Source organism: Nonomuraea sp. NPDC049152, from assembly GCF_040648355.1.
In the GTDB taxonomy this organism is placed as follows: domain Bacteria; phylum Actinomycetota; class Actinomycetes; order Streptosporangiales; family Streptosporangiaceae; genus Nonomuraea.
The window spans coordinates 78,234-91,308 of the sequence record NZ_JBEZDO010000019.1; the positions used below are offsets into that span (position 1 = coordinate 78,234).

The following is a 13,075-nucleotide window of genomic DNA, read 5'->3' on the forward strand; positions in this document are numbered from 1 at the left end:
CGCTCCTTCGTGTCAGGTGATGAGAACAGGCCCGGCCGCGTCCGTGAACGTCTGGCGCGCAGGGGACGTCAGGCACAGCAGGGGGCGGGCCCCGTCGAGGTCCAGCCGGCGGAACGCGTCGGCCAGCGGATGCGCCCGCAGCGCGACACCCAGCCTTAGCCTCGGCGCCAGGTGCGCCCTTCCCTTGCCGCGGGCCTGTACGCGGGAGCGCAGCACGGTGTCGCCGTCGCGCGCGTAGCCGACCAGGCCGCGGTCGCCGTGCGGCAGCCACGGGCCGAGGCTCCCGCGCAGCCGGAGCAGCTCGCCGGCCGAGACGTTCACGGCCCTGCCCGTCAGCCCGACCTCCATGGGCAGCTCGTACGGCACGCCGCCCCACAACCGCGCCGCCACGGCGCAGACGTCCGCGCCGTCCACCACCGAGGCGACCGTGAACCACCCGGAGCGCCCGCGGTCCGCGGAGCGCAGCACGACACCGAGATGGAGCTCCCGGTAGGCGCCCACACTGGTCCGCCGGTTCCACGCCACGTGCAGCGCGACGAGCGCCCGGCCGCCGAACCCGGTAGCGGGGCCGAGCCCGCTCCCCCGGAGCAGTTCGGCCGCCGCGACCGCGTCGGCGGCGAAGTACGCGGTGAGCGCGCTGCCCTCCCGGCACCTGACGGGCGGCGCGGCCGTACCCTCACCATGGGTCTGGAACGGAAGGCCCTCGGCGTACGGCACGCGGTCGAACAGCAGGTAGGCCTGTGATCGCACCACCCTCCCCCGGTACGGCCCGAGCCGCTCGTCGATCGTCCGCCTCGCCTCGGGCAGGTCGGCGGCGAGGTTGGCCATGTAGTGCTCGATGCTGTGGCAGAGCGGGAACAGGTGGGTGGCGTCGAAGTAGTCGACCACGTACCAGTCGGGATGCAGGTCGAAGCAGCCGCCCGCGCCCTGCCCGTCGAGGGTCGGGATGATGTCGTGCTGGTTGGTGACGCTCGCGACCCACGTGCGCGGGTCGGCGGGCTTCTTGAAGTCGATCGGCGAGCCGACGGCGACGGCGTGGGTGACGGTGTGGCGGGCGCAGAAGCCGGGATCCTGCGCGAGGTTCATGATCGCGGCGCCGCCCGCGCTGTGGCCGATCAGCGCGATCTCGTCGCCCTCGGGCACGCCGTAGTCCTCGACGGCCTTGGTCAGGGCGCGGCTGTAGGGGCTGCTGTCCAGGACCGCGCTGCTGAACGCGCCGAGCAGGTCCTGGGGCGAGTCGTTGTCGGGCGTGCCCGCCCGCATGCCGGGCGCCTGGAGGACGTGGCGCACCACCCCGTCGGGGCCCTCGACGCTCTGGACGAGCACCCTGCCCTTCGTGCCGAGCGCGCTGATGTTGCCGAGGAAGGCGAGCAGCGACCCGTGGTCGTTCAACGGCACGCCGGACTCGACGCGGCGGGCGGCGCCCTCTCCCTTGTCGAGCACGGCGACGGCCCTGTTGCTCATGCCGGTGATCGGGTCGGCGGTGGCGTAGCCCCTTCCGGTCGCGATCAGCCAGGCGGCGGCGTCGTTGAGCGGGTTCTCGTCCAGGAGCGCGCGCAACGCGAGGACCTCGCCGAAGACGGGGGCGAGCGCGCTGAGCGTGCGCACCGCTCCCCTGTCCTTGAGCAGGGCACGCAGCGCGCGGACCGCTTCGAGGTCACGGTCCTCGGCGGCGGCCTGGACGAGCCTGCCGAGCATGGGGTCGGTGACCAGCTCGGGGTGGTCGAGGGCGACGGCGGCGATCCGCAGGCGCAGGGAGGTGGCCAGCACGCGGACGGCGAGGCTCTCGGCGCCGGCCATGGCGCCGGCTTTGGCCGCGAGGGTGGCCAGGCGGTTTCCCGTGACGGCGTAGCCGAGACCGTCGCGGTTGGTGACGGTCTTGAGCAGGGCGCGCTGGGTCAGGCAGCCCGCGACGAAGGAGCGGGGGATGGCGGCCAGAACGGCCTTGTCGGTGAGGGCGGTGGTGGCGTGGGCCGCCGCCTCGTGGATGAGGATCCCGACGTCGACGAGGTCGCGTGCGGCGGCCCTCAGCTCTGCCGACCCGGTGGTGGCCTTGTCCCGGGGAGTGGGAGGGGCCGCGAGGGGGTCGGAGGCCGGATCGGACGGGGTCGGGTCGGAAGAGGCGGGGCCGGTCATGGGCGGTCCAGGCGCGTCATGCTGATGTAGCGGGGCCGAGGGTCCTCGGGGGTGTTCCTGCGGACGACGTCCGCCAGGCTCCGGGTGCTCCCGATGATGCGCACTCCCTGCGGCGAGAACGTGGCCGCGTTGAAGACCCGGGGCGCGAGCAGGGGGTTCGTCAGCGCCTGGGAGAACGCGTCGATCGCGATGATCTTCGTCAGCAGCGGCGGGAGCATCGCGTCGGGCGATCCGGGCTCCTCGGCGAACAGCCCGACGTACAGGTCGAGGTCGTCCACCCCCCGGTACAGCGACCGCAGCGCGTCGGCGACCTTCACGTCCCCTGTCACCTGCTCGAACCCGCGCACGGGCGGGAAGCGGCAGTGCGCGCGATAGCTGTTGTACGGCGCCAGGTCGAGCGCGCGGGAGTCGGCGATGCTGGCCACGTCCACCTGCCGCAGGATCGGGTCGGTGTTGAACAGGCCGATCCTGCCCGCCCGCTGCCTGGAGGCCTCCTCGAGGAGCCTGCCGAGCCCCGCCGAGGGGATCAGCGGGCCGCCGAGCATGGTCTCGGCCATCGGCAGCTCGCGCCCGCCCACCGACAGGGTGGAGGGGATCAGGCTGTGCCAGCGGTAGACCAGGTTGAACTCCACCGACGCCCAGTTCTCGCGCTGCCAGGGCGCGCAGGCCAGGCGGGTCGACAGCCGGGGGTCGAGGGTGAACCTGAAGTGGTACGGCGTGATGTGGTTGATGTACTCCTCGACCACCAGTTTGATCAGCAGCACGATGAGGATGTTGCGCGCGGTCTGGAACAGCCGCTCGTCGTCCCAGCCCGGGTAGTGCTCGGCTAGCACGGTGACCACCCTGTTGTGCTCTCGCAGGAACAGCACGGTGAGCATGGTGAAGCCGATCTGGATGTTGCCCCGGTCGCTGCCGGTGGCGAACAGGGTGTCGCGCTGGGCGTCGGTGAGCTCGTCGAAGCGGATCACGCTCAGCGGGGCGAACTCCGGCTTGATCTTGCCGTTCTCGCAGAGGTGGGGAGGGAACTCACCGCCGTCGATGAGCTGGCTCTTGAGCCGCCCGCCGTCGAACGTGCGCAGCGCGGCCGTCGCCGCCTCGTGCAGGCCGTACACCTGGTTGAGGTCGATGTGGTGGTTGGAGGAGTTCTTGCGGGGATCGCGGGGTGTGGCGGTGTCGCCGCGCAGGAACCCGTCGGTGAACCACTGGGCGAAGTAGGCGAACAGCACGGTCGAGCGGGGGCAGGGGATCATCCGCTCGCCCCTGGTGAACAGGTCGGCCGCGCGCTCGGGGGTGGGCCTGCCCTCGGTGCCGCAGGAGGCGGGCACGTGCCTGCCGCTGTAGGTGCGGTCGGTCAGCGACGCCCACGAGGTGTAGTCGGCCATCGTGCTGAACGGCTCGGGCCTGGGCGGCATCTCGCGGATCGCGTGGTCGATCAGCGTGGCGTTGAGGCGCCGCCGCAGGGGCTGGATGGTCTGCACGATGTCCCAGAACGGCCGCGCGCTGGTCAGGGCGAGGAACCTGAGCCGGTTGGCGGCTCCGTCGGTGGCGATGCTCCGCGCCGTCATCAGGCCTCCAGCCCGAGGACGAACCGATCGGGGAAGATCCCGTTGGAGCGGGTGACCGCCTCGATCACGTGGACGCCCGGGCGGCGCAGCAGCCGCCGTACGGCCTCGCAGATCACCACCCTGGCCGGATGCACGCCCAGGCACGCGTGATGGCCGTGGCCGAAGAACAGCTGGTGGTGGCGGGGCCGGTCGAGGCGGAACGACTCGGGCTCGGTCAGCACGTCGGCGTCGAACATCGCGGAGGCGGCCGCGGCGAGCACGAAGGTGCCGGCCGGGATCAGCGTGCCCGACAGCTCGTGGTCGCGCTCGCAGATCCTGGGAAGCAGCTTGAAGAACGGGTTGAACCGCAGCGCCTCCCACACGTAGCGGTCGAAGTCGTCGTCGCGGACGGCCTGGGACAGCACCTCGGGGCGCAGCAGCAGCTGCTCCGTCGCCTCGACCATCGCGCCGGGACCGCTCTCCACGAACCCGAGCGGCAGCCCCGCCATGTTGACCAGGACCCGCTCGTCGTCGCAGCCGCTGGCCGCCAGCCTGGAGAACACGTCGCCCGACCGCGCCGCCGTCCCCGATCTCCGCAGGGCGAGCTGCTCGCGCAGATGGGCGATCATCTGGGTGCCCGCCTCGACGGAGGCGGCCTGGATGGCCGGGTCGCCGAGGTAGTTGGCGAAGCAGTCGGCGATGATCGTCCTCGACCACCGTGAAAGGGTCTGCGCGTCGGGCCCTGGGAAGCCGAAGTACTCCGCGCACACGCCGAGTGCTACGGGTCTGAACAGCTCGTGGACCACCTCGATCTTCCCGTTCGGCGCGGCCGCGTCGAGCGCCTCGTCGGCCAGGCGGCCCGCCATCGCCCGCACCTCGGGCACGTCGGCGGGGTCGAGCAGGTACTGCATCAGCCCCTTCTCCCGCCAGTTCATCGCGGTGGCGTCCCTGGCGAGCATGAACGCGCCGCCGAGCGCGGCGTCGAGCCGCGGCCCGAAGGCGCGGACGCTGAACACCTCCTCCAGGGAGAGCACCTCGGTGACGTCCGCGAAGCGGGTCACGACCGTGAAGACGGGGGTGACGAGGACGGGGCGTCGCTCGCGCAGCTCGGCGAACAGCTCCCGCCATTCGGTCCGCATCCACTCGCGGACCAGGCCGAACGCGGCCATCGGGTCGCGAGCCAGCACGTCGTCGTACTTCTCCAGATGGCCCATGACGCTATGTAGCCACAGTGCGGCGACCGATCCCGATGGCTACTCCGTGGAGTGTTCCGGATCTCGTGAGTGACTGATCCGTCACTTAACGGCAACTGCCGTGACATGGGAACACGACTCTTGAATGAGGGGCGTGAACCCGGAGACCGTCGCGGTCGGAACCGCCCGCCGCACCGCCTATCTGGTCGTCCTCGTGCTCCTTCCGCTGCTGCTCGTGGCGCTCGCCGTGCCCGGCGCGTGGGGGTGGGGCATCGGGCCTCGCGACGTGGTGATCGCGGTGGTGATGTACCTGGTCAGCATCTTCGGCATCGCGATCGGCTACCACCGGCTCTTCACCCACAGGGCGTTCAAGTGCGGCAGGCCGTTGCGGATCGCGCTCATGTTCGCCGGGGGGATGGCGGTCGAGGGCCCTGTCACGCTGTGGTCGGCCGAGCACCGCCGCCACCACAAGTACGCCGACAGGGAAGGCGACCCGCACTCTCCATGGCGCTACGGCGAGAGCGGCCTCGCGCTGCTGCGCGGCATGGCGCACGCGCACGTCGGCTGGTTCTACACCGCGCGCAGGCGCTCGAACCGCCGGCACTGGGTGCCCGACCTGCTGGCCGATCCCGACGTGCGGCGGTTCGACGCCTGGTACCCCGCGGTCGCCGCGCTGTCGTTCGCGCTGCCCGCGGTGGTGGGCGGGCTGTGGTCGATGTCGTGGGCGGGCGCGTGGACCGCGCTGTTCTGGGGCGGCCTGGTGCGCTTCGCGGTCGTGCACCACGTCACCTGGTCGGTCAACTCGATCGCCCACACCTTCGGCTCCAGGCCGTTCGCGACGCGGGACCGCTCGTCGAACGTGCGGTGGGTGGCGATGCTGACCCTCGGCGAGGGCTGGCACAACTGGCACCACGTGGAGCCGACCTGTGCCAGGCACGGAGTGCTCAGGGGGCAGTTCGATCCGAGCGCCAGGCTGATCCGCTGGTTCGAGCTGGCCGGGTGGGCGCACGGCGTGCACTGGCCCGATCCCGCCAGGCTGGAGCGCGTCTCGCGCACCCCCTAGGCCGCCGGCCTCATCCCCGCGCGCGAAGGTCGGCGATGGTGTCGTCGGCCCACTCCACGGTCGTCCGCACGTGCCTGATCCCGTGGTCGAGCGCGTAGCGTCCGAACTTCTCGCCCGCCGACGTGTCGGCGCACAGCGCCTCCAGCATCTCCAGTTTCTTGACGTACCGCTCCCGCAGGCGATCGAGCACCGCCACCGCGTCCTGCGGGTCGAGCAGCGGCAGCAGGAACGCCTGCAGCGCGCTCTCGCTCCTGACCGTGAGGCTCGGCGTCTGCTCCATGAGCCACGCGCGCAGCTGTTCGGCGCCCTCGGGGGTGATCGTGTAGGTCTTGCGGCCCCTCGCTCCCTCGGCGTCGGCGGTGACGAGACCGTCGGCGGCCATCTTCACCAGCTCCGGATAGATCTGGCTGTGGCCCGCCTGCCAGACGTAGTTGAGCGACGACTCGAACGATTTGGCCAGGTCGTAGCCGCTGGACGGGCCAGCGGCTGTCAGCAGGCCGAGGAGCGCGATCCGTAGGGACATGGCTCCATGATAGCTAAGTTTTGACATGTAAATTCTTACATGTCACTCTCGACACATGTTGCTGATCCTGGCCGTCCTTGGCGGCATGTTCCTGGCGATGCTCGACCAGACGATCGTGGGCACCGCGCTTCCGCAGATCACCGCCGAGCTCGGCGGCACCGGCCTGTACACCTGGGTCGTCACCGCCTACCTGCTGACCTCCACCGTGACCGTCCCCCTGTACGGCAGGCTGTCCGACCAGCACGGCCGCAAGCCCCTGCTGCTGATCGGCGTGGTGGTCTTCCTCGTCGGCTCGGCGCTGTGCGGCCTGGCGCAGGACATGCCGCAGCTGATCGCCTTCAGGGCGTTGCAGGGGCTCGGCGCCGGCGCGTTGCTCCCGCTGTCACTCGCGTTGATCATCGATCTGTTCCCGGCCGAGCGGAGCGCCCGGGTGCAGGGCGCGATCGGCGGCGTGATGGCGTTGAGCTACCTGGCGGGCCCGTTCCTCGGCGGCCTCTTCACCGACCACGCGAGCTGGCGCTGGGCCTTCTACGTCAACCTGCCGATCGGCATCGTGCTGATCGCGATCATCGCGTGGCGCCTGCCGTACCTGAGGGGCACGGGCGGCGGAAAGCCCGACTACCTCGGCATCACCGTCTTCACCGTCGCGATCAGCGCCCTGCTGATCGGCCTGACCGAGAAGGGCGTCGACGGCCACACGTGGACGGACGCGGCCGTCGCGGGCCCGATCGGCGGGGCGCTGCTGGCGCTGGCGGCGTTCGTGCTGGTGGAGCGACGGGCCGAGCACCCGGTCATCCCGCTCCATCTGTTCGCCGACCGCACCTACACGCTGGTCATGCTCACCTCGTTCTTCACGGCCTTCTGCATGTACGCGGGCGTGGTCTTCCTGCCGCGCTACTTCCAGGAGGCGCTCGGCGCCAGCGCCACGGACTCCGGCCTGCGGATCTACCCGCTCATGCTCGCGATGGTGATCGGCAGCGCCGCGATGGGCGCGCTGATCTCCAGGACCGGCACGTACAAGCCCTACCTCGTCGGCGCACCCTTCCTGCTGGCCGCCGGCTCGCTCCTGTGCGCGAACCTCGGCCTCGACACCTCCGGCCTCGCGCTGGCGGCATGGATGGCGCTCATCGGCCTCGGCATGGGCCCGATGCTCTCGGGCCTCACCGTCGCCGTGCAGACCTCGGTGGCGCCGCAGCACATCGGCACCGCCTCGGCCAACCTCACCTTCTTCCGGCAGATCGGCGGCTCGGTGGCGCTGGCGATCGCGGGCACCGCCTACGGCTCGGTCATCTCGACGGACGCTCCCCTGCACGGCCTGCAGGCCGCGCACGCCTCCGCGGCCGCCACCGTGATCCCGTGGCTGGGCGTGTCGGGCGCGCTGATCGCCCTCATCGCACTGCTCGCGCTGCCCAGCCGTACCGTGCTGCGGAACGGGCCGCGTCCTGGCGCCGAGGCCATGGCGGCCGCCTAGGAGAGCTCGATCGCGTCGAGTGCGGCCGACAGCCTGGTCAGTGCCTGCAGGGCGGCGGCCCACTCGGCCTCGCCCAGCTCGGCCGCCAGCCGCTCGGCCAGGTCCCTGTGTCCAGGGTCGATCTTCTTGACCGCGGCCATGCCCTCGGGAGTCGGCCTCAGCAGCTTGGCCCTGCGGTGGGCAGGGTTGGGCAGGTACTCCGCCAGCCCCTTCTCCACCAGCAGGTCGGCGATGCGCTGCACGCCCTGGCGGGTCATCCCCATCACCCTGGCGATGCCCGCCACCGGCAGCGGCTGCTTCAGCACCGCGCCCAGCACCTGCCACCAGGCGGCGGTGAGGCCGACCGGTCTGGCCAGCCCCTCCGCCACCTCCATGAACTGCCCGTTGAGCCGGAAAGCCGTCAGCGCGGTCGCGGACAACAGCTCTCCAGGGTCGCTCATGGCGCCATCAGCACCTCGACCGCCGACGCGTCGCTGTGCTTGAACAGCCTGAACCACGCGTCGAGCTTCTCCGGCGAGTAGACGCCGAGCTTGGCCAGCACCTCCCTGGCGAAGGCCACGGGCTCGGTCGGCCCCGCCGTGATGAGGTCGCGATCGGTCACCGCGTCGGCGTCGACGTAGTGCTCGGCGCCGTTGTAGCCGTCGCCCTGCACGTAGCCGGGGAACGCGCTGGTGTGGTCACGATCGTCGAGCAGCCCTTCCCTGGCCAGGCCGGGGACCGCGCCGCAGATCGCCGCGACGGGCACGCCCGCGTCCAGGAACTCGCTCGCCTTCTTCGCGAACGCGCCGTTGCCGCCCTCGTCCCACAGGGACGCGCCGGGCAGGATCAGCATCGCGCTGTCGGCCGGAGAGAGCTGGTCGAGCGCGAGGTCGGGCAGGATGCGCGAGCCGCCCATCGTGGTGATCGGGTCGGTCGACTCGCCGACGGTGACGATGTCGTACTGCTCGCCGCGCAGGTGCGCGGTGGCGTATCCGGTCTCCCAGTCGGCGAGGGTGTCGTAAACGGCGAGGTGAACGATTCGCTTCATGGCAACATCTTGTCATAACGACAACATGTTGTCAATCGAATATCTGCAAGGATGGTCCCCATGGCAGAGATCGTCGGCGGCGGACGTCCAGTCAACGACGCCGAACGGCGGGTGATCGCCCATCTCCGCGACCACGCGCCCGACGACTGGCTGCTGCTGCACAACATCGAGATCCCGCGCCGCGGCGACCTGTTCGAGGTCGACCTCATCGTCCTGACCGGCCACTCGCTCGTGGTCATCGACGTCAAGGGCACCAGAGGCCGCATCGAGGTGTCGGGACAGCGCTGGTTCCCTCCGCGCAGGGAGGCGTTCGGCTCGCCCGTGGCCAAGCTGCGCGGCACCGCGAGGGCGCTGAAGGGCCTGCTCGTCGACAAGCACCGCGAGCTGGAGCGGGTCTACGTCGACAGCCTGGTCGTGCTGTCCTCCCCCGACGCCGAGCTGGTCGACGCCGGAGGGCGCGAGGCCGCCAACGTCACCTACCTGCCCTCCCTCATCGCCACGCTGGCCGACCCCGGCAGGGTACGGCGGGGCGGCACCCATGACGCCAAGCCGTACCTGCCGAAGATCCTCGACGCGCTCAACGCCACCGTACGGCGCAGCACCGCCCCGCCCAGGTTCGGCAACTGGGAGGTCGCCGAGCGGCTCGGCGGCGACAGCAAGGTGACCGAGTATCGCGCGTTCAACGCCACCGTGCCGGACAGCGAGACCGTGCTGCTGCGCGTCTACCAGGCCGACCCCCTGGCCGACCAGGAGCAGCGGGCGGCCGAGCGGCAGCGCATCGCCAACGCCTACCAGTCGCTGACGAGGATCCCCGCCCACCCCGCCGTCGTCAGGTCGCGCGACTTCTTCGCCATCGACGACGAGAGCAGGTTCGTGCTCGTGCTGGACGACGTCCACGGCAGGGCGCTCCACCTGCAGCTCCAGGAGCACAGGCCCGAGCTGATCAAGGGGGCGCTGCGGGGCATGCTCTCCGGCCTGGCGCACGTGCACGCCCACGGCGTGGTCCACAGGGCGCTGACCCCCGCCTCCGTGCTGGTCACCGAGGAGGGCCAGGCGATGCTCACCGGGTTCGACTACGCCAAGGGCGCGCCCAGGGCCTACACCGTGGCCAACGAGCTCAGCAACGTGCTCGACGCCCAGTACGTCGCCCCCGAATGCCACGACAGGCCCGACCTGATGACCGAGGCGTCCGACGTCTACGCGGCCGGCGTGATCGCCCACCGGCTGCTGCCCGACGCCGCCGACGGCCTCTTCTCCGAGATGGTGCACCCCGACCCCGACAAGCGGCCGAGCGCGGCAGAGGCGCTCTCCGCGCTCGACGGCACCCCGCTCTCCGCGCTCGACGGCGCCCCGCTCTCCGCCAGGGAGGGACGGCTCAGACGCCTTCTGCGGCGAGTGATCCCCTGAGCGCCACGGCCTCGCTCAGGTAGCCGCGGGCCAGGTCCGCCCTGCCCGCCGAGCGGTACAGCTCGCCGAGGAGCTCGGCCGAGGACGCCTGACCGCTGCGGTCGCCGAGCTGCCTGAAGACCGCCAGCGAGCGTTCGAGCCCCGTCGAGGCGGGGATGAGATCGCCGCGCGCGGCCTGGAGCCCCGCCAGCCGCTGCAGGGCGTAGGCGCCGCAGTGCAGGTCGCCGAGGCTTTCGAAGATCTCCAGCGCGCGCTCGACGTGGTGGCCGCCGAGCTGGATCGACACGCAGCCCTCGCGATGGACGTCGCCGAGCTCCTGGGCCAGGCGCAGCGCCTGCCCCAGCCAGTGCGCTGCCTGGACGGGGTCGCCCGACTTCAGCCAGACCCTGCCGATGGCCTGCCGGGTGTAGGCCTCGCCGTTGAGGTCGCTCATCGAGCCGAACATCGCCAGGGCGCGGCGGAAATGGGACAGCGCGCTGGGGTGCTGGCCGCGGAACTGCGCGACGGCGCCGAGCCCGCAGACCGAGGTGGCCTCCGCCCTGGTGTCGCCCAGCTCGTGGAAGACCCTGCGGGCGCGGGCGAACATCTCCTCCGACTCGGCGTAGCGGTCCTGGTAGAGGCAGACCTGGGCGAGACCGCGGAGCATGGCGGCTTCGCCGTACCTGTCGCCTGCGACCCTGGCGGCGGCCAGCGCGGTGCGGTGGGTGCGCTGCCAGGTGTCGAAGTGGCAGCGCAGGTCGAGGTAGGGGACCATCGCGGCGGCCAGCCCCCAGGCCTGCTCGGCCATGCCCGCCGCCGCGGCAAGGCCGACGGCGTCCTCCAGCGCCCCGTGCTCGACCTCGAACCAGGCCAGCGGGTCGGAGGTGAGCATGTCGAGGGTGCCACGCGGCAGCCACCAGCGATCCGCGGCGGCCGAGCTGAGCGTGAACACCGTGGTGGGCAGCTTGGCGGTGGCCAGCTCGGCGGTCGCGGTCCATCCCGCGACGACCCTGGCGAGCGCGGCGGGATCGGAGCGCTGTTCGAGCGCGTGACATCGGACCAGGTCGGGCAGCTGGAAACGCGGCTGGCCGAGCCGGTCGGTGCCGACCAGCCGTAACAGGTCGGCGTCCACCAGGGCGTCGGTGACGTCGTCCGCGCGGTGCCTGTCGAGCACGGCGTCGACCACCCAGCCGGGAATCGCGGCGCCACCGAGCCTGCCGAGGGTGTGCAGGGTGCGGGCGGCCTCCTCCGGCAGGCCCCGATAGCTGTGGTCGAGGCCCGTGCGCACGTCGAGGTCGCCGATGCGCAGCTCTCCGATCCTGCGGTCCTCGTCCGTGAGCCGGCTCTGGAAGACCGCGAGCGACCAGCCGGGCCGCGCCGCCAGCCTGGCCCCCGCGATCCGTACGGCCAGCGGCACGAACCCGCACGCCCGCACGATCGCCGTGGCCGCCTCAGGCTCCCGCGCCGTCCTCGCCTCGCCGACGATCCTGCGCAGCAGGTCCTCGGCCTCGGACCGTGACAGCGCCTCCAGGTGGATCTGGAGCGCGCCGGGCAGCGAGGTGAGCTTCGCCCTGCTGGTCACGATCACCGCCGACCCGTGGCCCGGCAGCAGCGGCCGCACCTGCGAGGCGTCCATGGCGTCGTCGAGCACCACGAGCATCGGCCGGTCGGCGAGCATCGAGCGGTACAGGGCCGAGCGTTCCGCCGGCGAGGAGGGGATCGAGGTCGCGCCCATCGCCCTGAGCGCCTGGGCGAGCAGGTCGGCGGGGTCGGTGGTGGCCAGGCTGAGGAACAGCTGTCCCGCGGGGAACCTGACCGCGAGGGCCTGTGCGGCGTGGACGGCGAGCGCGCTCTTGCCCGACCCCGGCGGCCCCGAGATGACCGCGAGGGAGAACGGGCCCGCGAGCGCCACCGACTCGCCGACGCGGCCCACGAAGTCGGGGATGTCAGGGGGGAGCTGGCGAGGGACGGGCGCGACCGCCTCGGCCACCCGGACCGCGCCCGCGACCACGCCGGGCGGCGGCCCTCCCTCCAGCACCCTGGCCTGCACCTCGCGCAGCCCCGCTCCCGGCTCCACGCCCAGCTCGGCGACCAGCTGCCGCCTGATCGTGGTGTAGCAGGCCAGCGCCTCCGCCTGCCGCCCACTCCAGTGCAGGGCGAGCATGAGCTGCCCCCACAGGTCCTCGCGGAAGGGATGCTCCGCGCACAGGGGGCGCAGCAGGGCGACCGCCTCGCCGTACCGCCCCTGCTCGAGGCGGGCGGCGATCAGCTCGCGGGCAGCGGCCAGCCGTACCTCGTGAAGGGGGGAGAGCCTGCGCGTCCACAGCGGATGGTCGGGCAGGTCGGCCAGCGGCGCGCCGCGCCACAGCGCGAGCGCGGCGGCCAGCGAGTCGGGATCGCGGCGAGCCACCAGGCGCTCGAACTGCAGCAGATCGAGGTCCTGGGGGGCGACCTCGATCAGGTATCCGGACCCCTCGGCGCGGATGTGCGTGCCGAGGGACGAGCGCAGAGCACTGGTGTAGGTGCGCAGGTTCGCCTGAGCCGAGCGGGGCGGGCGATCCCACAGCACCTCGGCCAGCAGGTCCGCGCTGACCAGGTGGTTGGCGTCGAGAAGCAGTGTGGCCAGCAGCATGCGCGGCTTACCGCCGGAGATTCGCAGTGGCCGCCCTCCGGCCCACGCCTCCAGCGGGCCGAGCACATGGAAGGACACCATGGCAGCCCTCTGTACGTTT

Annotated in this window: 10 protein-coding genes; 3 read left to right on the plus strand and 7 right to left on the minus strand. The window is 71.8% G+C overall.

All coding sequences use genetic code 11. The features are described from left to right. Window positions 1-12: 12 nt before the first annotated feature. From AB0B45_RS30565 to AB0B45_RS30575, 3 genes are read right to left on the minus strand one after another with little or no spacing between them, the layout of a single operon-like run. On the minus strand, window positions 13-2,136 hold the full coding sequence (locus tag AB0B45_RS30565) for a hypothetical protein (protein WP_358137525.1): 2,124 nt from the start codon (window positions 2,134-2,136) through the stop codon (window positions 13-15). Beyond that, a complete protein-coding gene (locus tag AB0B45_RS30570; RefSeq protein WP_358137527.1) occupies window positions 2,133-3,701 on the minus strand; it encodes a peroxidase family protein in 1,569 nt (522 codons plus the stop codon). Before AB0B45_RS30570 ends, AB0B45_RS30565 begins: the two co-directional genes overlap by 4 nt. After that, window positions 3,701-4,894 (minus strand): cytochrome P450, encoded by a 1,194-nt coding sequence (locus AB0B45_RS30575; protein WP_358137530.1) that lies wholly within the window; start codon window positions 4,892-4,894, stop codon window positions 3,701-3,703. The genes AB0B45_RS30570 and AB0B45_RS30575 overlap by 1 nt, the downstream gene beginning before the upstream one ends. A gap of 133 nt (window positions 4,895-5,027) precedes the next feature. Here AB0B45_RS30575 and AB0B45_RS30580 point away from each other — a divergent pair, with 133 nt between their 5' ends. After that, entirely contained in the window at window positions 5,028-5,936 is a 909-nt protein-coding gene (locus AB0B45_RS30580) for an acyl-CoA desaturase (protein WP_358137532.1), read from the plus strand. Between the two features lie 10 nt (window positions 5,937-5,946). Here the strand turns inward: AB0B45_RS30580 and AB0B45_RS30585 are convergent, their stop codons facing one another. Then, entirely contained in the window at window positions 5,947-6,459 is a 513-nt protein-coding gene (locus AB0B45_RS30585; RefSeq protein ID WP_358137534.1) for a PadR family transcriptional regulator, read from the minus strand. A gap of 55 nt (window positions 6,460-6,514) precedes the next feature. Here AB0B45_RS30585 and AB0B45_RS30590 point away from each other — a divergent pair, with 55 nt between their 5' ends. Next, window positions 6,515-7,930, plus strand: coding sequence for an MDR family MFS transporter (locus tag AB0B45_RS30590; RefSeq protein WP_358137537.1), 1,416 nt, complete (start codon window positions 6,515-6,517; stop codon window positions 7,928-7,930). Here AB0B45_RS30590 and AB0B45_RS30595 read toward each other — a convergent pair. Further along, window positions 7,927-8,370 carry a MarR family transcriptional regulator gene (locus AB0B45_RS30595; protein ID WP_358137540.1) on the minus strand — a complete coding sequence of 148 codons (444 nt, stop codon included), beginning with the start codon at window positions 8,368-8,370 and terminating at the stop codon, window positions 7,927-7,929. The genes AB0B45_RS30590 and AB0B45_RS30595 overlap by 4 nt on opposite strands. After that, window positions 8,367-8,957, minus strand: a complete 591-nt coding sequence (locus AB0B45_RS30600; RefSeq protein ID WP_358137543.1) for a type 1 glutamine amidotransferase family protein — start codon at window positions 8,955-8,957, stop codon at window positions 8,367-8,369. Before AB0B45_RS30600 ends, AB0B45_RS30595 begins: the two co-directional genes overlap by 4 nt. A gap of 60 nt (window positions 8,958-9,017) precedes the next feature. Here AB0B45_RS30600 and AB0B45_RS30605 point away from each other — a divergent pair, with 60 nt between their 5' ends. After that, on the plus strand, window positions 9,018-10,364 hold the full coding sequence (locus AB0B45_RS30605) for an NERD domain-containing protein (protein WP_358137546.1): 1,347 nt from the start codon (window positions 9,018-9,020) through the stop codon (window positions 10,362-10,364). Here the strand turns inward: AB0B45_RS30605 and AB0B45_RS30610 are convergent. Continuing rightward, entirely contained in the window at window positions 10,333-13,056 is a 2,724-nt protein-coding gene (locus AB0B45_RS30610) for a BTAD domain-containing putative transcriptional regulator (RefSeq protein ID WP_358137548.1), read from the minus strand. The genes AB0B45_RS30605 and AB0B45_RS30610 overlap by 32 nt on opposite strands. Window positions 13,057-13,075: the final 19 nt, after the last annotated feature.